Origin of the sequence: Paenibacillus sp. KS1, from assembly GCF_001680695.1 — a bacterium.
GTDB classification, from domain to species: domain Bacteria; phylum Bacillota; class Bacilli; order Paenibacillales; family Paenibacillaceae; genus Paenibacillus_B; species Paenibacillus_B suaedae.
Genome location: NZ_MAIS01000098.1, coordinates 1 through 21,269, shown reverse-complemented (window position 1 = coordinate 21,269; position 21,269 = coordinate 1). Strand labels below are relative to the sequence as shown.

General features: G+C 49.0%; 15 protein-coding genes, 1 tRNA gene and 1 riboswitch. Of the genes, 3 read left to right on the top strand and 13 right to left on the bottom strand.

Going from position 1 to position 21,269, the window contains the following annotated elements:
* Window positions 1-65 precede the first annotated feature (65 nt).
* From BBG47_RS23845 to BBG47_RS23810, 8 genes are all read right to left on the bottom strand, one after another.
* Window positions 66-2,417: a ribonucleoside-diphosphate reductase subunit alpha gene (locus BBG47_RS23845; RefSeq protein WP_065293796.1), complete on the bottom strand. Its 2,352-nt coding sequence runs from the start codon at window positions 2,415-2,417 to the stop codon at window positions 66-68.
* 764 nt (window positions 2,418-3,181) lie between these two features.
* A complete protein-coding gene (locus BBG47_RS23840; protein WP_065293795.1) occupies window positions 3,182-4,102 on the bottom strand; it encodes a response regulator in 921 nt (306 codons plus the stop codon).
* Window positions 4,103-4,117: 15 nt separating this feature from the next.
* Window positions 4,118-5,371 carry a sensor histidine kinase gene (locus BBG47_RS23835; protein ID WP_065293797.1) on the bottom strand — a complete coding sequence of 418 codons (1,254 nt, stop codon included), beginning with the start codon at window positions 5,369-5,371 and terminating at the stop codon, window positions 4,118-4,120.
* A 108-nt stretch (window positions 5,372-5,479) separates the two neighbouring features.
* Window positions 5,480-6,130 (bottom strand): amino acid ABC transporter permease, encoded by a 651-nt coding sequence (locus tag BBG47_RS23830; protein WP_065293794.1) that lies wholly within the window; start codon window positions 6,128-6,130, stop codon window positions 5,480-5,482.
* Window positions 6,130-6,801: an amino acid ABC transporter permease gene (locus tag BBG47_RS23825; protein ID WP_021262607.1), complete on the bottom strand. Its 672-nt coding sequence runs from the start codon at window positions 6,799-6,801 to the stop codon at window positions 6,130-6,132. The genes BBG47_RS23830 and BBG47_RS23825 overlap by 1 nt, the downstream gene beginning before the upstream one ends.
* Window positions 6,802-6,901: 100 nt before the next feature.
* Window positions 6,902-7,708 (bottom strand): transporter substrate-binding domain-containing protein, encoded by an 807-nt coding sequence (locus tag BBG47_RS23820; protein WP_065293793.1) that lies wholly within the window; start codon window positions 7,706-7,708, stop codon window positions 6,902-6,904.
* A gap of 31 nt (window positions 7,709-7,739) precedes the next feature.
* Complete coding sequence (locus BBG47_RS23815; RefSeq protein WP_065293792.1) at window positions 7,740-8,468, bottom strand: amino acid ABC transporter ATP-binding protein; 729 nt, start codon at window positions 8,466-8,468, stop codon at window positions 7,740-7,742.
* A 167-nt stretch (window positions 8,469-8,635) separates the two neighbouring features.
* Window positions 8,636-8,807: riboswitch (M-box (ykoK) riboswitch) on the top strand.
* A 371-nt stretch (window positions 8,808-9,178) separates the two neighbouring features.
* Window positions 9,179-9,370, bottom strand: coding sequence for a hypothetical protein (locus BBG47_RS23810; RefSeq protein ID WP_065293791.1), 192 nt, complete (start codon window positions 9,368-9,370; stop codon window positions 9,179-9,181).
* A 66-nt stretch (window positions 9,371-9,436) separates the two neighbouring features.
* On the opposite strand from BBG47_RS23810, the gene mgtA reads away from it, so the two are divergent.
* Window positions 9,437-12,118, top strand: a complete 2,682-nt coding sequence (gene mgtA, locus BBG47_RS23805) for a magnesium-translocating P-type ATPase (protein ID WP_065293790.1) — start codon at window positions 9,437-9,439, stop codon at window positions 12,116-12,118.
* A 243-nt stretch (window positions 12,119-12,361) separates the two neighbouring features.
* Here the strand turns inward: mgtA and BBG47_RS23800 are convergent, their stop codons facing one another.
* The 4 genes from BBG47_RS23800 to BBG47_RS23780 form a co-directional block, all read right to left on the bottom strand.
* Window positions 12,362-14,941: a transglutaminase-like domain-containing protein gene (locus BBG47_RS23800; RefSeq protein WP_065293789.1), complete on the bottom strand. Its 2,580-nt coding sequence runs from the start codon at window positions 14,939-14,941 to the stop codon at window positions 12,362-12,364.
* Between the two features lie 182 nt (window positions 14,942-15,123).
* Entirely contained in the window at window positions 15,124-16,149 is a 1,026-nt protein-coding gene (locus tag BBG47_RS23795) for a carbohydrate-binding family 9-like protein (protein ID WP_065293788.1), read from the bottom strand.
* 364 nt (window positions 16,150-16,513) lie between these two features.
* Window positions 16,514-17,524, bottom strand: coding sequence for an NADPH dehydrogenase NamA (namA, locus tag BBG47_RS23785; protein ID WP_065293786.1), 1,011 nt, complete (start codon window positions 17,522-17,524; stop codon window positions 16,514-16,516).
* Between the two features lie 106 nt (window positions 17,525-17,630).
* Window positions 17,631-18,584: an alpha/beta hydrolase gene (locus BBG47_RS23780; RefSeq protein WP_065293785.1), complete on the bottom strand. Its 954-nt coding sequence runs from the start codon at window positions 18,582-18,584 to the stop codon at window positions 17,631-17,633.
* 158 nt (window positions 18,585-18,742) lie between these two features.
* On the opposite strand from BBG47_RS23780, the gene BBG47_RS23775 reads away from it, so the two are divergent.
* Together BBG47_RS23775 and BBG47_RS23770 are read left to right on the top strand one after the other, a co-directional pair.
* A complete protein-coding gene (locus tag BBG47_RS23775; RefSeq protein ID WP_065293784.1) occupies window positions 18,743-19,234 on the top strand; it encodes a GAF domain-containing protein in 492 nt (163 codons plus the stop codon).
* Between the two features lie 162 nt (window positions 19,235-19,396).
* Window positions 19,397-19,471 (top strand) — tRNA-Thr (locus BBG47_RS23770).
* 977 nt (window positions 19,472-20,448) lie between these two features.
* Here the strand turns inward: BBG47_RS23770 and BBG47_RS23765 are convergent.
* Window positions 20,449-20,835, bottom strand: coding sequence for a hypothetical protein (locus tag BBG47_RS23765; RefSeq protein ID WP_065293783.1), 387 nt, complete (start codon window positions 20,833-20,835; stop codon window positions 20,449-20,451).
* Window positions 20,836-21,269 lie beyond the last annotated feature (434 nt).

Sequence of the window (21,269 nt, the reverse complement as noted above, 5' to 3'; positions counted from 1 at the left end):
TCAAAAGCGGACTTTTTGAACAACCTCTAACAGTGATTCGAGTCCGTCGCTGGACGATGGGTGCATTACGAGCTGCACGCTTCACATTCTTCTACGGTTAATGCTTGACTGCGCACATAATACGTTGACTTCAGCCCAGCCTTCCATGCATGAAGATGGAGAGAAAGAAAGTCTACAGCGCGAATATCAGGACGTACATATAAGTTGAAGCTCTGTGCTTGATCGATATGGCGCTGACGTGCAGCCGCCATACGAATGGACCAGTTCTGGTCGAGACGGAAGGCTGTCTTGTAATACCATATCGTCTTCTCCGACAGATCCGGAGCAGGATTGGCAATCTTGTACGTCGTCTTCTCCTCATAGCTAAGCAGGTCATAGACTGGATCAATGCTTGCCGTTGAGCCCGCAATAATGGAAGTAGAACCGTTCGGGGCTACCGCCATCAGCCATGCATTGCGCATGCCGTTCGCCTGTACCTTATCCGCAAGTTCTTGCCACTGTTCGGTCGTCACGAATTTGCCTTGGCGGGTGCCTGTTGTATATTCTCGATCGGAGAAATAGCGGCCGTTCTCCCATTCCGATTGAGCGAAGAGCGGATATGCTCCTTTTTCCTTAGCAAGCTCCATGCTGGCCTGAATCGCCAGGTAGTTGATCTTCTCATAGAGCGCGTCATTATATTGCACGGCTTCTTCGGACTCCCACGCGATGCCTTCTAGGGCAAGCAGGTGATGCAGGCCGAAGGTTCCAAGTCCAATTGCGCGATAGCGGCGGTTCGTATGCTGCGCCTGAAGCACCTCAATGCGATTAATGTCGATAACATTGTCGAGCATGCGAACCTGAATCGGAATGAGCCGCTTCAGAATATCGGCACGCACAGCACGCGCTAGATGGACTGAGTTCAGATTGCATACGACAAAATCACCAGGGATCTTGCTAATAATAATGCGAGACTGTCCATCCTGAGTGGTCAGCTCCTCTTGCTCAACGAGGGTAGGCGACATGTTCTGCATAATTTCCGTACACAGGTTGGAACTGTAGATCATGCCATGCGCCTTGTTCGGATTCGCGCGGTTCGCGGCATCCTTATAGAACATGTACGGTGTTCCTGTCTCTAACTGCGACTTCAAGATACGCTTCATGATGTCAATCGCAGGCAGTGTAATGCGCGGCAAGCTTGAATTCGCAACCGCCTCGGCATATTTATCGCGGAACTGGCCTTGACCACGCTGCTCGTCGTAGAAATCCTCAAGTCCAAGAGGGCGTCCGTGGTTATCCTTCCAGCCCATGATCTTCTTCACTTCGTGAGGGCAGAACAGATGCCAATCCTCCCGGTTCTCCACCGCCTCCATGAATAGATCCGGCAAGCTCACCCCATGGAAAATATCATGCGCCCGCATGCGCTCATCCCCGTTGTTCAGCTTCAAGTCGAGGAAGGACAGAATATCCTTGTGGAACACGTCCAAGTACACGGCGATCGCGCCCTTGCGTGTGCCTAATTGGTCGACGCTGACGGCTGTATTGTTAAGCTGGCGAATCCAAGGGATAACACCTGAGCTTGTATTTTTATGTCCGCGAATATCGGAGCCGCGTGCCCTGATCTTGCCGAGGTATACGCCGATACCGCCGCCCATCTTGCTGAGGCGGGCTACATCGGTGTTGGACTCGAAGATGCCTTCCAGCGAGTCGTCTACCGTGTCGATGAAGCAGCTGGATAATTGTCCGGCCACCTTCTTGCCTGCATTCGCCATCGTCGGTGTAGCAGCGGTCATGTATAGATTAGCCATTGCCCAGTATGCTTCCTTAGCCAGCTCTACTCGGCGCTCTGCCGGCTCCTTGTGCATCAAGTACATAGCAATGATCATATAACGTTCCTGCGGCAGCTCCATCGTGCGGCCTTCGAAGTCAGTGGCGAGATACCGCTCTGCTAATGTCAGAAGTCCAATGTAGTCGAAGATAAGATCGTGCTCCGCTTGAATGGATTGTCCAAGTTCTCGAATTTGTTCAGGTGTGTAAGCTTCCAGCAATTCTTGACGGTAAATACCTAGATCGCATAGACGAGAGATAAGCTTGTAGAAATCTCCGTAAGGCTTATCCGGATATGCCTTATAGTTGCGATGGAGGGCGGCCTCCTTATATAGCTTCGTTAATAAGGAATGTGCGGCAACGAACTTCCAATCCGGTTCTTCCTTCGTCACCAATTCCAACGCAGTCATCATGCTGGCTTGAGTAATATCTGCAGCCTGTACGCTGCTGCTGCGCAGCTTCGACAGCAAACTGCGGTACCAGCGTTCACGATCAAGCTGAGGGTAGGGAGCCATCATTCGCTCTCCGTAGCGCTTTATGCGTTCCGCATCGAAGGCAAGGGAGCGATTGTTAGGCTTGTGAACGGTGTGGACGATAGGTGTAGTCGTCTGCATTCGTGAGTATTCCTCCTCGAATATCGAATTGAGATGGAGCTTAGCTATCTATGTCGGAGTCGTTCAGAAGAAATAAAACTTCAAGTTGAGTGCTGGTTATGTATCCAAGATAAAGGGCTGATAATAGGCCTGAATGAAGCACTCTTCTGTCTAAGCGCATAAGAACAGCGCGTGCGCCATACATGGACGCACACCTTCATCATTCTCGACATTCCGATATGGCTTATACAAGTTGTCATCTACCTAGCGATTGTTAACAAGCCCCAAAAACGAACCTCGAATACAGCGTAAGGGTTATCCGTTGTTGCTGTTCTCAAGGTCATTTGCACTTTATGCGTATTGGTAGTAGTAATTTCTTAACAATCACAACATGTAGATATTATTTTGTAAATATACTACAACATATAGGGTAAGTAAATAGGCGCAAGGTGATAAATGTCACTGGTTTTGGAGTGTTACATTGGCAATATTCCTTGCCAGCAGGCTTGTCCGAGGGATGTAAGCGGGGGGCAAAAAATATTTTTTTACTGCGATTTCTTGCAGAGGGAAGGATGAAGGGAGATGTTGTGGTAGCATATGGAATAAAACCTGTTTGTCCGCGTACAGTGGACAAACAGGTTGCCGGTTGATGTCGAATAAAGAGGGAAAAAGGGCAGCATCCAGAGTTTGTGTGACATTGCATTTGTATGCATTATCGATGTACTGGTCTCACGTATGTATGGGAAGAGGGGTGGAACTGTACTCCCTTTTTGCCACTGAATCGATCACGGAGTAGAGGCGCATTCAATATAAAATACATATAGAAATTTTCTTAGATTTAGTTTGCAGGAAGTGGACTTGCGGGATTCCTCCAGCTCTCGCATGCGCAGGCGTACTTCTTGAAAATCGAACAAACGCGCCGCGAAGTATTCAAAGGTGGGGTTGCCGTAATCGCTCAATCCGATAGAGGACAAGTTAGTAAGCGCTTGCAAAGTTAACCGTCTAATTCGCTGTTCTGTTGCACGGACATCGCGCTTGAGATGATCTCCTGCAGCTTGACCGTGCGATGTTACTTGTTCGTAGATCATTTTAAGTGGCGGCAAATCTTGAAGCAGTCGTTGTTCCTGTTCTTGTGCTTTCAGCCATTTTACAATCCGAATCATATCAGGAGCACCAGCATCCCCGACAACCCCTAGTTGCAGGAGCAGTGATCTGGCTTGCTGTTCTATACTCTTCTCCTGTTGCACAGGTGCTTGCCCCTGCCATGCATGCAGGGCTTCCGTTCCAGATACTTCGAAGACGCGAAGTGAATTTCGGATAGATTGCATGGATTTCTCCAATCGCAAATGGTCGGATACGCGCCGAAGAACAGACAACACCTCCAAGCGATTGATAGGCTTTTGGATGAATGTGTCCACCCCTTGTTGGTAGGCCTCGCCGATCATTTCTTTGTTTTCGACTTGGGAGATCATGATGAAGCGGCCGTTGTAATCATGTTTGCGCAGTGACTTTACCGTCTCAATTCCATCGCGGCCCGGCATAAGCAAGTCAATGATGACAATGTCTGCATGGCTGACAACCTCTGCCGATACATAGGAGCCGTCACCGGCTTCGCCAACGACTTCGCCAAGACCACTTTCGCTAACGATCCGCATAAGCATTTTACGAATAGCAGGGTCGTCCTCGACAAGATAGAATTTTAACAAGTGAACACCCTCCTCTCAAGTTAAATGCTCTACAGGAATCCGAATTTGAAAACATGTATGTCCGGGAGTACTGGTTACGTCAATGTCGCCCTTGAATAGCTGGACGATGTCAGTGGCATGCGATAAGCCAATGCCTGTTGAAGAGTTACCCTCAGCATCAAATTTAGTTGTATATCCGGGATGGAAGATCAATTCAAGATCATCTGCCGAGATGCCAGGCCCGTCATCGATGATAGAGAACAAGAGGAGCCCGTCATGCAAATCAACCTGCAAATCGATTCGACCTTCCTGTGGTATCGCTTCAACAGCATTGGATGCAATGTTGTTCAACACAGAGAGAAGCGGATAGATCTCGGTGGTAGAGAGATTCATGTGGCAGCTGGAATGTAAATGGATCTGCTTCCCGAGCAGCAGGCCGTAGTTGGTATTCGCCCTTACGACCATGGCGCATAATTCAGCAATCTGAATGCGTTTGGAGAGCATGCGTTCCTGATGAATGATTTTGAATAGGCCAGACAGAATGCGCTCGGAGTCTTTCTTCAGCTCATGTACATGCTTGGCAATCTGCAATGCTTGTGCTGCATCTGCATAGAGCCGCTGCTTGAGTGATTGATACAGCCGATAGCTTTCGCGCGTAATTTCTTCAATATGGGACATGGACTTGCGTAAATAGAACGCTTCTTCGAACAGATCGGAATTGATCATCATAAGACGTTCCAATTCCAGACGACGCTGTTCTGCCTGTGCCCGAACTTGTCGAATGGCCAGCATATTGCACAGACCTACGGCGAAGAAGCTGCGCAGCAGGCCAACGAGAATGATGAGCAGGTATTCCTGATAGCTCATGTTGGACGGAGTGCCCGAGGCAATGCGAACGAGCAGCTCCACGCCATTGGATGCCATATCGGCAAGTGCGCCGTATATCGCGACCTTCACATGATATTCCACATTCGCTTTCAATTTGAGCAGGGAGATGATGGCGGCGAAGGTGACGTAGTAAAAAAACACAGGCATGTGCTGTGCAAATCCAAGAGGAATGGGGATATCATAGAGCAGCAATCCAAGCGCGATCCGGAATACTACAACGAATGCCCCTACTGAGATACCCGTGGCAAGCACGGGAACCGAGAACCACAGCAGCCCGAAAAAGAAGGCCATGATGCCGAGCGAAAAGCGAAAATCACCGCCAAACGGGGTGATCTTCATTTCACCGAGCAGTCCTGTAGACAATAAAATGATGCTCCAAATAAGCAGCCTCTGGTCACGCAATCGAATATGAACACTCCTTTCCGCAAGCTCCGACACTGCACCTGCCTTCGGCGCCTCTTCTTATCGTACCGGAAAAGAGGGTGTGTTGTCTTGTAGAATTATCCATATTCAGGAATGTTTATGCTCCAGCCTGCGTGAGGCGAGGGATAACAAGTAATTGACTATGCAATAGAGCAGGGCAGCAAACAAGAATGTTGGAATGACGTAATTGATATTTTGCCCATTAATGATCTGCACATGGTTCATCAATTCCGGCAGGGCAATGACGACGGCGAGTGAGGTATCCTTCAATAGCGAGATAAATTGGCTGACGATAGGCGGAACCATTCGCCGAAGCGCGATGGGAAGAACAATATGCCTTAGCGTTTGAGTCATTGTCAGCCCGGATGAGCGTCCTGCTTCGAGGAGTCCTTTTTCAACTGAGTTCAATCCACCCCGTACGATTTCAGAAATCATGGCCGATTCAAAAATAACAAGCGCGACTATGGCTGCTGTGAATTTATCAAGCTTAATACCGATCTGCGGCAGGGCAAAATACGTAAAGAAGATGATCAGCAATAGGGGCAGGTTACGAATGATCTCCACCACGATGGCAAATAGCTTGCCTAGAATGGGGACTTGGGCATATCGAACGGTTCCGACTATGACGCTGATGATAAAGCTAATGATAATGGACACTATGGCGACTTCTAAGGTGATAAGGGCGCCTTGTAGCAAAAACTGCATATTAACAAGGGACAACGCTCCAATGAAATCCATTATGCTTCGACTCCCTTCACACCTTGATATTTAAGTTCCAAATAACGAATACCGAAGCTGAGTGGAATCGTCAGCACCAAATAAAACATCGCGGCAAAAATATAGGTGCTAAACGTGTCGAATGTATCGGAATTGATTAAGTCAGCTTGATACATGATGTCTGTAGCGGATAGAACAGTGAAGATGGACGAGTTTTTGACCAAGTTCAAAAATTGGTTGCCGAGCGGCGGAATAACCAACTTGACGGCCTGCGGCAGGATGACATGCCACATCGCTTGTGTATAGGTCAGTCCAGAAGATCGAGCAGCCTCCATCTGTCCTTTGGGGATTGCTTGAATTCCAGCACGAATCACTTCCGCGATAAAAGCAGAAGTATACACGGTCAAGGCGGTAAGACCCGCCACAAATGGGATAAGGACGGTGCCAATTACGAGCGGAAGCCCGACCAGCGTAAAAAAGGCAATGAGCATCAGTGGGATGTTGCGAATAAATTCAACATAGATCGTACCAAGCCATTGAAGCGGCTTGACGGGTGTGATGCGAAATACCGCGATGATTGCACCTAGAATAAAGCTTGCCACGAGTGAAATCAGGCTGGCAGCCAGCGTGCCTCCCAGCCCGATCAAGTAGCGATCCAGATGCTCGCTCAGAATCGAAAAGTTGATAAACATCAATGTTCCTCCCTCGTTGGTAGGCTGGATGAACCCGAAAGAGGGGATGAGCGGCCAGCGCTTATCCCCTCACCGGAATCCGTACGGACATGACGGTCTGTTAGTTTGGCTTTTTGCCGATCCATTTCTCGTATATTTTGTTGTATTCACCGTTCTCCTTCAGCTCTTTCAAGGTGTCGTTCACGGCTTTAACAAGTTCTGCTTCTCCCTTGCGAATGCCGATGCCATAAGGCTCTTCTGTAAATGTCTCATCCAAGACACGGAAGTTGCTGTCCTGCTTAGCCATTCCATACAGCAGCGCGTTGTCAGTCGTCAACGCATTGCCCTGCTTAGCCTTCAAGGCTGTAAATGCCTCGGCATAATTTTCGAACTCCAGAATTTGCGCGTCAGGTGCGGATTCGCGAATGTTTTTGGCGGATGTAGAGCCTTTGGCTGTGAGCACCTTGGAATCATTGGTCAAATCCTTAATAGAGTTAATGGGGCTGTCAGCAGGGACAAGCAGGGACTGGCCGGCTGTAAAATATACATCCGAGAAATCAATCTCTTTTTTACGCTCGTCAGTTATCGTCATGGTTGCGATAATGAAGTCTATGTCGCCATTTTTGAGCATCGGAATCCGTGTCTTCGATGTCACCTCCATGAACTCGATCGCATCCTCATTGCCCAGCACCTTTTTGGCAATTTGTTTCGCAATATCAATGTCCAAGCCTTGCACTTTTCCGGTGGCAGGGTCTTTCAGTCCAAATAGGTTCAGGTCATACTTCACGCCGGCAATAATTTTGCCCCGATTTTTGATTTTTGCAAGGGCGTTTTCTCCTTCAGAGGCTTGACTTCCGCAAGCAGATAAAGCGCTTACAATAAAGGCGGCTACGATTGTCATGCTCATCAATTTCATCCAACGTTTCATGGGATATACACTCCTTTTCATCGCTTATCAATTAGTGATTCAGTATCCGGCTGAGGAATAGCTGGGCACGCTCTTCGCGCGGTTTTGTAAAAAAGGAAACAGGCTCTGCTTCTTCGACAATCCTTCCCTGATCCATGAACACGATGCGGTCTGCTACTTCCTTGGCGAAGCCCATCTCATGGGTAACGACGACCATCGTCATGCCTTCCTTCGCAAGCGCCCTCATGACATCGAGCACTTCTCCGATAGTCTCGGGATCGAGTGCCGATGTAGGCTCATCAAACAGCATAATTTTGGGCTTCATCGCGAGTCCTCGCGCAATTGCAACACGCTGCTGCTGACCACCAGACAGCTGAGAAGGGTAGGCGTTCGCCTTATCAGCAATGCCAACTTTGTCCAAATACAGTCTTGCTGCTTCCTCTGCTTCTTGCTGGGACATGCCTGCTACCTTTATCGGGGCGAGTGTAATATTTTGCAGCACCGTTTTATGCGGATACAGGTTGAAGTGCTGGAAGACCATGCCGATATTGCGCCGCAGTCGATTAATGTCAGTAGACTTGTCGTTTACGCGTATCCCGTCGACAAAGAGCTCGCCGTCGGTAATCGTTTCGAGCCGGTTAATGCAGCGAACCATTGTGCTTTTCCCCGAACCGCTTGGGCCGATGACGACAACGACTTCCCCTTGCTTGATCGATAAATTAATGTCCTTAAGCACATGAAAGCTGCCGTAATGCTTATTGATTTGATGGAAATGTATCATGGGCCTCCTCCTTTCGCCGATCTATGTATTCCGATGCGGTATAGCATACAGCGTAATGGAAAAACAACTGAAAATGACGGAATCCTACAGCATGAGTGTAAAAATTTTTTTGAGTTATGCGGTTGACAAACGAGAGGTGCCGTAATACATTGTATGAGGAAAAACAATCTAAGCTTTGTTAGGTGAGGCTCCTATACGAACAGAGGCCACTGCCCAGAAATATCGAGAGATGCCCATGGGTAGAACAGGAATTGTCGGATTAAGGCTCTTCTTAAGGTGGCTAAGGGAATGAATCCCTTTACGTTGTATAGTGCTGAAGCTCGACGAGGAGGGCTGGAACGGGATAGGCAATATCCCAGTTCTTTATTTGCGCATGCGAAACCCTTCGGCGAGCCGAAGGGTTTTTTTCGTATGATGAATCAATTAGACAGGAAAAGGCGGTGATTACGCATGGACGGAAGCCCGAGTCCGAAGACACAATTGCATAGCTTTGTGAAACCTTGGAACGGGAGAACCTTGATTCTCCTTGCTTTCCTATGCGTTATTCACTTGCCGACACCGATACATGGGATGGCTTATTTCGTCATGTGAGGAAATGGAAGTGCCGTCAGAAGTACTGCACTTCCGTTGCTCCGCGATGAAATTCGTTCAACCCGACCGTAACGGCTGTATACTTGTGGAGAATGACAGCTTCGATTGGTGATCGAAGATCATGTCATATCGGCAGCAGGGTACTCGTATGTGCGTTTGTACATGGAGTATTCAGACTTTGGATAGTCGAGGTCTGCTGGTATGAACCATATCCACAAGCGAGTGACATCCGTGAAAAGATGAGGGATTTCCCCTCTTGTGCGGAAGAAGTATGCGCATGCAGACAGCAAGGAATTGAAGGTTCGGGTCATGCAGACCTCCCTGTAGGCAGGGAGGTCTTTTTGCGTACTTTGGTGCATGAGAAGGAGGAATTCACTATGGAAATAAAGGTTAATCAAACTAAACGTAAATGGCCTAAATATGTGTCGCGCAGAGATGCAGATAAGGAAAATGCGAGGCTGGAACAGCGTCTCATCGAGGCATCGGAGTCTCATATCGATGATGTACTGGAAGAGTTGAAGACGAAGCCGTACGGCTTGGACGAGATGGAGGCGATGCGCCGTTTGGAGGAGTACGGCCCTAATCAGGTTGCGTATGAGAAGCCGCCTGCTTGGTACATTCAGCTGCTACGATGCTTCAAGAATCCGTTCATTCTCGTTCTGCTCGGTCTGGACGTATTCTCGGCGCTTACGGATGATACAGAGGCCGTTATTATTATTTCGACAATGGTTACGATCAGCATTATCATTACGTTCACGCAGGAATTCCGGTCTTTGCGCACAGCGGAGAAGCTAAAGGCGATGGTGAAGACGACAGCCGCAGTTATTCGCGGCGGGCAGAGCCGTGAGATTGATATGGAGCAGCTCGTACCTGGAGATATGATAAGGCTTGCGGCAGGCGATCTAATTCCTGCAGATATCCGCCTTCTGTCTGCCAAGGACTTGCTTGTTATGGAGTCGGCGCTGACGGGAGAAGCGATGCCGGTAGAGAAGCGGGATATTGGGGTCTTGCCTGAACAGCGCCGCATTAAGGCGATTAAGACAGCTAAGCAGGCGTTGGAGCTAGATAATATGGCGTACATGGGGACGACGGTTGTCAGCGGATCCGCGACGGCAGTTGTCATTGCGACAGGCTCGCATACGTACTTTGGCGCGATGGCGCATAGCTTGGTCGGAGCACGGCCCATGACGAGCTTCGAGCGCGGCATCAACAGTGTCAGCTTCGTGCTTATTCGCTTCATGCTGGTGATGGTGCCGATTATCTTTTTCATCAACGGATTCTCGAAGGGCGACTGGTGGGATGCGCTGTTCTTCGGATTGTCAGTCGCAGTAGGGTTAACGCCGGAAATGCTGCCCGTCATTGTGACGTCGAATCTGGCGAAGGGTGCGATGGCGATGTCGCGTCAGAAGGTAGTCGTGAAGCGGCTCAATGCGATTCAGAACTTAGGCGCGATGAATGTGCTGTGTACGGATAAGACAGGAACCTTGACGCAGGACAAAATTATACTGGAGAAGCATTTGAACATCCATGGGGAAGAAAGCGAGCAAGTGCTGCGGTACGCGTACTTGAACAGCCGTTATCAGACAGGGCTCCGCAATCTGCTCGACCATGCGGTCGTAGAGCGGGCAGAAGAGCATGGCCTTGCGGGTCTGGATCTGGATTATACGAAGCTTGACGAGATTCCATTTGACTTCAATCGCAGACGGATGTCTGTGGTCTTGTCTAGAAAGCAAGGGGAACATGTTCTGATCTGCAAAGGCGCAATGGAGGAGATGCTCTCGATCAGTGAATTCATGCTTGATGGCAAACAGGTCGTTGGCTTGGAGCAGGATATGAAGCAGCAGTTGCTGCGCAAAGCGAATGAAATGAACGAAGATGGGCTTCGCGTCATTGGTGTAGCGATTAAGGTTCTGCACGATGGAAGTTCCCGTGAATCCTACAGTGCTGCCGATGAGCAAGGGCTTGTATTCGTTGGCTATATCGGATTCCTGGATCCGCCGAAGGATAGTGCGGCCCCTGCAATTGCAGCACTGCTTGAGAATGGGGTAGCGGTGAAGGTGCTGACTGGAGATAACGATGCGGTGACGCGCAAGGTGTGCCGTGATGTTGGCATCGATACAGGTCGTATTGTGCTAGGCAAGGAAATTGATGAGTTGAGCGATACGGCGCTTGCGGAGCTGGCTGACAAGACGACGGTATTCGCGAAGCTGAATCCGATGCAGAAGGCGCGAATCGTTCGTGCCCTGCAGGCGAAAGGGCATACGGTCGGATTTATGGGGGACGGCATTAACGATGCAATCTCTTTGAAGGAAGCGGATATTGGCATATCGGTTGATACTGCGGTGGATATTGCGAAGGAGTCGGCAGATATTATTCTGCTCGAAAAGTCTCTTATGGTGCTGGAGAAGGGGATCATCGAAGGTCGCCGCACGTTCGGCAACATGATCAAATACATCAAGATGACGGCCAGCTCGAACTTCGGCAACGTGTTCAGTGTACTCGGCGCGAGCTTGTTCCTGCCGTTTCTGCCGATGCTGCCGCTGCATCTGCTCGTGCAGAACCTGTTCTATGATGTGTCGCAGCTGTCGATTCCGTGGGACAACATGGATAAAGAGTTCTTGAAGAAGCCGCGTACGTGGGACGCGAAGTCGATTGGCCGCTTCATGCTGTTCATTGGGCCAACAAGTTCAATCTTCGACTTCCTCACTTATGGATTGATGATGTTCGTCTTCGCTGCGAATTCACCTGCAGATCAAGCCCTATTCCATTCCGGTTGGTTCATTGAGGGGCTGCTGTCGCAGACCTTGATCGTGCATATGATCCGTACGGAGAAGGTGCCGTTTATCCAGAGTCGGGCGAGCCTTCCTGTCATGCTGCTGACGGGGCTCATTATGCTGGCAGGCATTATGATTCCGTTCTCCGAATTCGGAGAAGGGATTGGCCTAGTGCCGCTACCATTGTCGTATTTCCCTTGGCTGGCTGCTATTCTGCTCGGTTACTGCATTTTGACGCAGTCCGTCAAGAAATGGTATATCCGTCGCTTCAACGACTGGCTGTAAGGATCGAGAATGTAAGGATTGACTGTAAGAACTGGCTGCAATTCAATTATCGATTCAATCTCGAACCTTGCTATCCTTTTCGATAAAAGCAAACAGATCGAGTTCAGCAGCTTCAATGCTCGAACTCGATCTGACATCATACCATCTACGATTTCTACAAGGGAGGCTATCAAAGTAACAGAGCTAACGCTAGCTAACCATGTACGTGATAGCGCCTCCGTCACTTCGTCTAACTCGGTACCGTTACTGCATATTGTTTACGGTCTTCACGATATCCGATCCCGTGCCAAGCTTGTAGCCTTGGAGCTGGTAACGGATGCGGTGCTGATGATCCACGACAACAACGAGCGGGTATTCTTGCCCGTTCCATTCCGGTAAGGAAGGAAGCAGAGCTTGCAGAGCCCCTCCATCTTCATCCACGCTGTATGTTGTATGCTCCGGCATGCCCTCCAGCTTGAATTCGCCGCGATTGCGCAGAGTTTCTACCATAAGCGCAATCCGGCCTCCCCATTGATCGAGCTCTGCCTTGAGCTCGCGCAATTCTCGTGCGAGGTGCTTGGATGGCTCCCGTTCTGGATCGAGCCATGCAAGGACGATTCCTTGCTCGGGAATATTGAGATCCGCCTTCGCGGTCATGAGTTCCCACTGATTTGCCGTCACTGTACCGAGTACCGGAACATGAATCTCTTCCTTGCGGAACACGATAGGCACCGATGTTGATGTGCCTTCTTGCACCGAGAAGAAGATTTGGCGAACTAGCACCGTTCCGTCGCTAAGGCGAGTTCCCGTTGTCATTCGATAGTCGCCGCTCAGCACCTCGTAAGGCTTGTCGTACATATCTTTTTCTCCATATGGGAAGGTCAAGGTACGGTAACTACCCTTCTCGAATCGAGAAATGGTGAAATTCAAGTAATAGGCAGCTTCTTGATCTCCTTCTCCTCGTGTAAATACGACGGAACCAGTAGCGGCAGCTTCCACAGGCGTCTCGACGGCATCCTGATGGAACAGAGCATCTTGCCACGCGCCATCCATCCAGAATTGCGGACGTGTATTCAGCGGCTCAAGTCGCGCTGGGATTCCGATGCTGCGCGCGATCGCCACGAAGCATACATACCGGCTTACACGGTCAGCCAGCTTCAATTGGAATGCGCCGACTGGCGTAATCATGCCATTGTAGCGATCGATACGGCCTTCAAGTGTAATGTCATTGGCCAAGCGGTCAGCCAGCTGCTGCGGATTGGCTGTATAGGCTGCCTTCTCCTCAGCCGTTAGATTGGCTTGGAAGAATGCGCGATAAGGCTTGATCATTTCATAATAGGCACGCGGACAGAGCACATAGGTTGCGAATAGTTCCTCATCCTTCACCTGATGCAAATAGGGAAGAGCACCCTCCAAATGATCGCGCAGTGTCTCAATCATCGTGTCTTGTGTATCTTTCTCGTGCAGCGATTCGAGCAGTCGGAGCGGCCATTCGCCATGTTCCGGTGTGCAGGATTCGAGGAAAGACGCTATTTCATGACTGTTCCCACGTGCATGACGTAGTACCGTCCATACACGATCTGCAGGCAGGGAGAGCTTGCGCGCCAATTCCCCAGCCTGTTCTTCATTCATAAATGTAGCTTCGTATGCGGCACGTGTTGCTGTACCGTGCTGGACACGGTTATCGTTCGCCTGACGTTCCTCGTCTGTCATCCGATCTTCACTCTTGTCTGGAATCTCTGGCGGCGGCACCATATTGAATTCGAATACTTCGTGCTCCGATGGCTCAGACTGGAGCGTTACGGTGAATGTATCCGCATCTCCGACCGAAATATGGCGGAAGCCGTAGCCTTGCTCGTTGCGTACGTGGATGAGCAAGTCTCCATATCCAGTTGTGAATGCTACTTGTCCGTATGCATCGGTTGGCAATGTCGTAACAGAGTAGAATTCAGCGAAATTGTACATTTGGAAATGGACTTCGGCCGGTGTTGCTTCTCCTTGCTCATTCACGACTTGTATTGTAATGGTCTTGCGCGGCGCATAATTGCCGAGCAGGTTGATCTCGGTATACCAAGGGTGGCTGGAACAGGTTTCCTCGGGCCCGTTATAATCAGCAGGAACGCGCGTATGCACAAGCATGGCGCGGCGTGAAGGAGCCTTGAACCAGCCTTCGTTCAGGCGTCCCTCCGGCTCACATGCACCGAGGAAGTACCATGTGCCATCAGCCCAGGCTTCCACCCATGCGTGGTTCGAATCGCAATGCGCCCAGCGCGGCGTGTAGCATTGGCGCGCCGGAATGCCGACACTGCGCAGTGCGGCGACGGCTAGTGTCGATTGTTCCCCGCAGCGGCCTAGAGCCGTACGCATCAGGGTTAATGGCGATACGGTACGTTGATCTGTGCCGACATAGGTTGCTTTCTCATGACACCAATAGTTCGTTTCCAAAATCGCATCAACCATGGATTTATCCTTCACGCGATCAACGAGCTCGTGATAAATTACTTCGCGGTTGTCGTCGATATTCTCATTGTTGACCCGGTAGGGAAGGACAAAGTTCATGAAGATGTAATCTGGAATGTCTTTTCCCCAAGGAAGCGCCTGACGTGTTGCTAGAGTGCGGCGTACATGAGCTAAGAAGAAATTCCCGTTATAGTCAGCCAAGTCGTGAATTGGCATGTAGGCGTACAAGTATTTCAAGAGTAAACGTTCTTCGTCGGTCAGTTCTTGATTGAATACACCGAATAGCTCTTCTGAACGGTGCTTGGCTAATTCTTGTTTATAATGAAACTTATCTTCGATCTGTTGAAGGAATGTGCTATCTGCGTAGCCAGTTGTACTCGTCATCTTGTTCATCAGCTCCGTGTGTGGAATGTCTGTGATGCAGTGATGGTTCATGTATGATTGTTAGTCCGGTCGAACTTGGTCATTGGAACATCGGTTACTGGTTACTGGTTTATCGATAACTACAAGAAATGCAGAGAACGGATGTGCCGAAGGCTTGGAGCATGCATGCTGCAGCAGCAAACCTATTCGCGCCACACCTTCCCATCTTCCTGAATGCGAATCCACTGCAGTCCGTCCTGTGACTTGGCAGACATGAGGAAGGTTCCGCTTGTTGTCTCAATGACAGGTTCAATGCTGCACACCTCTTCGTTCGTTAACGCTGACAAGGTGGAGGCATAATGTCCATGCGCTGCATAATGCTGACGCTGGCGGTAATAGAGCTTGCGCAGCTCCCACTTGATCAGCTCATCTTGCGTAAGTTGGAAGATGGGTTCTGGCTGATTCGCCTCGGCGAAGACGACGAAGCCCCATAGCTCTGGATAATGCATATTAATAATGCCTTGCGGGCTCCATACCCAGTTATACTCTGGATAAGGGGCGTTCGTATCCGGATTGATTGTCTTCACGTACTTTCCGTTCTGCACTTCAGCACGCCACTCGACACGGGAGAAGTTAATTCGCCAATACTCCTCATGACGCGGCAAGCGTCCCTCTGGCGCACATTCCTTCAGCGCGCTCCAAGGCATGGCCACTTCAATGCTCCAACCCTTGTTGTCTGCATTCGGATTGTTCACTTCGCCATCAATATGAACGGCAGTGCAAATGCCGCGAATATCCCAGGAATTAATAGGCGGACCGCCATCACGATATGGCTTCGGAAGCAGCAAGTCCCATATCGTGTTGAAGGCGTTTATTTCGAACTCATAGTAGTTATGCGTGTCGCCGTCGGGATCAATGAAAATCTCGAAATCATTATCATAGAAAATGACAGAATCTCGCTCCGTCAATGTTGCCCATATTTGATCTTCTTCCATTTCGGCTCCGAAGTATAAATACTCGTCATCCCATAACATTTTGACCCGTGTGCGCTTGAACGGCCGTGGCTTCAAATCTCCCTCAATATCGACAAAGTCGTCTGTCCACGGGGCATTCGCCCAAAAAGGCTTGTCCAATCGTCCATCAAGCTGTAACGGTTCTGCTGCACGGTGGCAAATGTAATGCTTTGGCTCGAATACGATATTCGGTTCAGGAACGCCGCTTCTATCCATCTTCCATCCTCCTCTAGATGAATGCATGTGGTAGGTGTTGGAGAACACACAAATACGTAAATATGGCAATGAAGATAAAACTTATCCTTATACTAGATGGATATAATCGGATATTCAATAGGGAAACGCGATTTTCGGCGAAAAAAAGTTATCGGTATCACAAAATGTCGAACATGTCGGTTTCGCTGTTGTATCTGAAGATAAAAAAGAGAGCATCCATGAAGAATGCCCTCTTCGTAACTGAGTATATTTTCTATCCATAGTAACAACGATTGCTTATGCTTGCTTCATGAAGAAGGCAGCAGACTGAGTTAGAAAATGCCACCTCATGTATATCGGGGCACTATCTATGCTATCTTGCAGCTTACCAAGCGCGCTCGTAAGATTTCGGCTTAGGCAGTTCAGCACGAAGTGCTCGTGCAGCCCGCAGCGGCCAGTATGGATCGCGCAGCAGTTCGCGCCCGAGAAGGACGAGATCCGCACGGTCATTACGGACGATCTCTTCTGCAAGTGCTGGCTCGGTAATAAGGCCGACTGCTCCCGTAGCTATGCCAGCCGACTGACGAATGGCATGCGCATAAGGCACTTGGTAGCCAGGGAATACATCGATTGGATGCGGTACAACCGCGCCGGAACTGCAATCAACGAGGCTGACGCCTTGATCCTTCATGCGGCGTGCATAGTCGATATAAGCTTCCAGAGAGTTGCCTCCATCCGCATACTCATTGGCCGAAATACGCACGAACACGGGGCCTTCCCAATTAAGGCGCACTGCATCGATTACATCGCTTAAGAAGCGGTATCTTCCTTCTGTGCTTCCGCCATACATGTCCATGCGCTGGTTCGTAAGCGGGGAGAGGAATTCATTGATCAGGTAGCCATGAGCACCATGGATTTCTACGATATCGAAGCCTGCTTCCTTCGCTCTGCGTGCGGCTTCTGCAAATGCCTTCACCGTCCGGCGAATCTGCTCCTGCGACATTTCTTCGGGCACTTCGTATTCCTCGCTAAATGCAATTGACGATGGGGCAATTGCGCCTGGAACGGTAGCCTTGCGGCCTGCATGGGCAAGCTGGATTGCGATCTTGCTGCCATGGGAATGCACCAGATCAGTAAGCTTGCGCAGACCCGCAATCTGATCGTCGCTCCAAATTCCTAAATCACGAGCACTGATACGACCTTCTGGTGTGACGGCAGTCGCTTCCACGATAATAAGCCCGACTTGCCCAACTGCACGAGAGGCATAATGGATCAAGTGCCATTCCGTTACTTTGCCATCTTCATCATCACATGCATACATGCACATCGGAGACATAGCAATCCGGTTCGGGATTGTAACTCCTCCGATCGTTATCGGTTCAAACAAGCGAGACATGTGTAAGTATCCCTCCATCTCCATTGGAACTAGATCATTGATCATTCACTCATGACTATTATACGCCCGTCCAGACAGCAGGCACAAATGACGGACTGTTGAACCTTTATTTATTGACAAGCTTAGAGGCTTGCTTTGTTTGCTTCGTTAGCCATGTCAGGCAATCCGCGGTGATCTCGTCGCGGTTCGTTTCATTGAGCAGCTCATGGCGCGCACCCGCATAGAGCTTGCATTCGACTTGTTCCAGACCAAGTTGTCCATATAGATCCGCCAGCTTGCGGACACCCTTGCCGTAGTTGCCTACCGGATCTTTATCGCCTGCAATAAGCAGCACAGGCAGCTGCTTCGGAATGCGGTTCATGACCTCGGGACGATGGATATTGCGAAGCAGCTTGAAGAAGTCGCGATAGAATCCGACCGTGCTTAGAAATCCACAGTAAGGATCTGCAACATACTTATCGACTTCCTTCGGATCGCGGCTTAACCAGTCTACCTGTGTGCGTGCTGGCTTGAATTTGCGATTGAAGCTGCCGAACGCCATCTTATCGATGAAGGTACTCCGATGGCGAGATCCCTTCATGGAAGCGATCAACTTCGTAACACCGACACCTGCTAGCAGCTCAGACCCGCGAGGGCCATTGCTTCCGCATAGGATGACGCCGTCTATCAGGCTCGCATGTTCTGTTATATATTGCTGAGCGAGGAAAGAGCCCATGCTATGAGCGAACAGAAACAGTGGAATATCGCCATTCTGCTCTCGAATCATCTTGGTGAGCTGCGCCATATTGCGCACCATCCACGTGAATCCGTCCTCGCCAACATAGCCCAAGTCTTGCTCTGTTGCTGCTGTAAGGCCATGACCGCGATGATCATTGGCGTATACGATATAACCGGCAGCCGTAAGCTCTTCGGCAAAGCGCTCATAGCGAATCGCTGTTTCGGTCATCCCATGAGCGATTTGTACCACGCCTCGAACCTCAACTGTGTCCTCGGGCATCCAGTGATAGACATGAATTCGTACTTGTTCTTCATCTATAAATTGAAAGGTGTTCGTTCTCATCAGATTGCCTCCTCATCGGCATTTGTTCCGTTACCCTTTTCTTACATTATATCGAGAGCTTTGAAACGAAAGCTACGTTATTTTCTAACTGCATCATACACGGAATTCATTCCACTATGGTATGATACATTCAAATAGGACTGAGGGAGGCGGTACAGATGTTCACACCGACACTATATACTGGCGATAGAGCCAAGGATTATCCGATTATCAATGGACAGCTGTCCGCATTAATCGCAGGTGAGCCGAATTTCATTGCGAATTTGTCCAATGCAGCTGCGCTATTGTGGCATGGGCTTAAGGACATTAACTGGGCTGGATTTTACTTGATGGATGAGGAGAAAGGGGAGCTTGTGCTCGGGCCGTTCCAAGGACTGCCTGCATGTGTAAGAATTCCGCTTGGCCGCGGCGTGTGCGGAACGGCGGCGAAGGAGCAGCGTACAGTGATTGTGCCGGATGTTCATGCATTTCCCGGACATATTGCCTGTGATGCAGCGTCACGCTCCGAAATTGTTGTCCCACTGATAAAGGAAGGCAAGCTCATCGGGGTACTGGATATCGATAGCCCGATTACGGATCGCTTCAATGAACAGGATCAAGAAGCGTTGGAGAAGCTGGTCAGTGCGCTTTTAGCAGAGAGCCAATTGTAGACAGTTCGATTGTACGCGGAAAATAGAAGATGGTGCTGCATGAAGGGAAGGAACATCGTTCTAGAACACTTCTGCAGCATCATATAGTAAATATAGGTAAATTTATTTTAGTGTTGAAACAATAATTTGACTTCTCTATAATATTTGGTGTCAACAACATTTGCTGGTGTAGCTCAGGGGTAGAGCAACGCATTCGTAATGCGTGGGTCGGGGGTTCAATTCCCTTCTCCAGCACCATGTAATGTCGATAACGGCGCGGTTTCCGAGCAATCGGAGGCCGCGCTTTTCCCTTTTTCAAGTGCTTCATCTACCATTCATCTACCCTTTATCCAGATAAAGTGGATTTTCAGTCTCTATTTTCGTGCCAGTAATCGAATCGCCAATACTGCGTAGAACTGCCTCCTGCATGTTTGGCAAGACATGTGAATAGAGATCCGATTAATTTTATTGTTATAGGAGATCTAGTCAGTGACGTACTGTTCGATGGGCCCATAGGAAGGAAAAGAAAGCTAAATCCTTCAGGATACGATGGAAGGCATAGTATTAAAAGTTATTATGCTCAACCATATAGGGCAAACTGTAATTTGTAAAAATAATATTCCTTAACACTTCAACGCCCATTAACGTCATCTCACGTTGGTGGGCTATAAGAATCGATATTTCGTCATTTCCTCACGATTCCCTCCGGTTATTTATGCAAAAAATCCGACCGCGAGTTCTGGTATTCCGTGCCTATCCGCCGATATAAGCAGATTTCATTTAATAGCCACGGGAATGGAAGCTTAAACGACTGCGAACGTTGGCAGCCGGTTCCCGTGGACAAGCCCGCAGCAGGGGAACCATGGGTGCATCGGCAGAAAGGTGATAGTGGGCTGTCATAAAGTGGGTAGTATCGCATATGCGCCAGTCCGCGCAGTGGTAGAAGCTGCCGGAGGATGTGTCACGAATTGGGGCGGTCTTAAACGAATAGTGACAATACAAAAGTAATGATCATTAAAAATGGAAAAGATCCGTGAGGAGAGATGATATCCTCCACCGAAATTAGTCCATCTTAGATAGTCGGTAAAAAGCATCCATACTGTAAATGGATTTGATACAAGAAATAGGCTGCCGTATTGGCAGCCTATTTGAGTTATGGTAGTCATTATTTTCAACGCTAAGCAGGTTCTTGTTCTGTTTATTCCTTTGAGATACTTACATGAACCTTCCAAAGACTACAGAGATACGTAAATTGAAGTGGGACCTGCCACAAAGGTATTCGTTGTGCCCCAAGCAAGCTGATTTCCGTTTGACCCAACAGCTCTAATTTCTATTCTGTAAGCGGCGAATTCCTCCATCCCGACATCTCTGCCTGTAACACCCTGACTTCCCCACTCAACCAAATTTCCGTTTTTATACACGAAATACTCATAGCGAGTTGCGCCAGAAACATTTCTCCAAGAAACATTAGCGAAGAAGTAAGACGAAGCGGAAATCGATTCAGGATTAACAACACTTGTGGCTGCCGGTGCAGGAGCTTGAGTGCTTTCTTGGGCAAAAGCTGGAACAGCGGCAGTAAGTAAGAGAGCGGTCGTAAGTAAGGTTACAAACGTTTTTTTCATAGTTTGGCACACTTCCTTTTCAATTTTTCAACTTTAAGTCCATTATGTGTAATATTCTTCCAGGTGAATCTATATTACCATTAATGGTAATAAAAGATGAATGATACAAATTACCTATTTTGTGGGTCTATTTATAATTTGTGGATATCAACGAGTGGATATCCGCGACCATCGCCCCGAAGGACTAGATCTCGGCAGGTATCTCTCCAGCCATCTTCAGGCGGTAAATCATCTCTTTTTAAGTGACATTGCTAGTGTTATTAAGCTAATAAGAAGTGTTGGATTGTAATAGTTAAGGTGATAGTTTGCATTCGCAATCCCTCCTAAGAGGGGCTTTTCCCCATTTTAGGAACAATAGGAACTCCGTATGCTGAATAAATGATTTTTGTTAAACAAGAGGGTATTCGTGGTAGCGTCAATATTTTTGTGTAAAT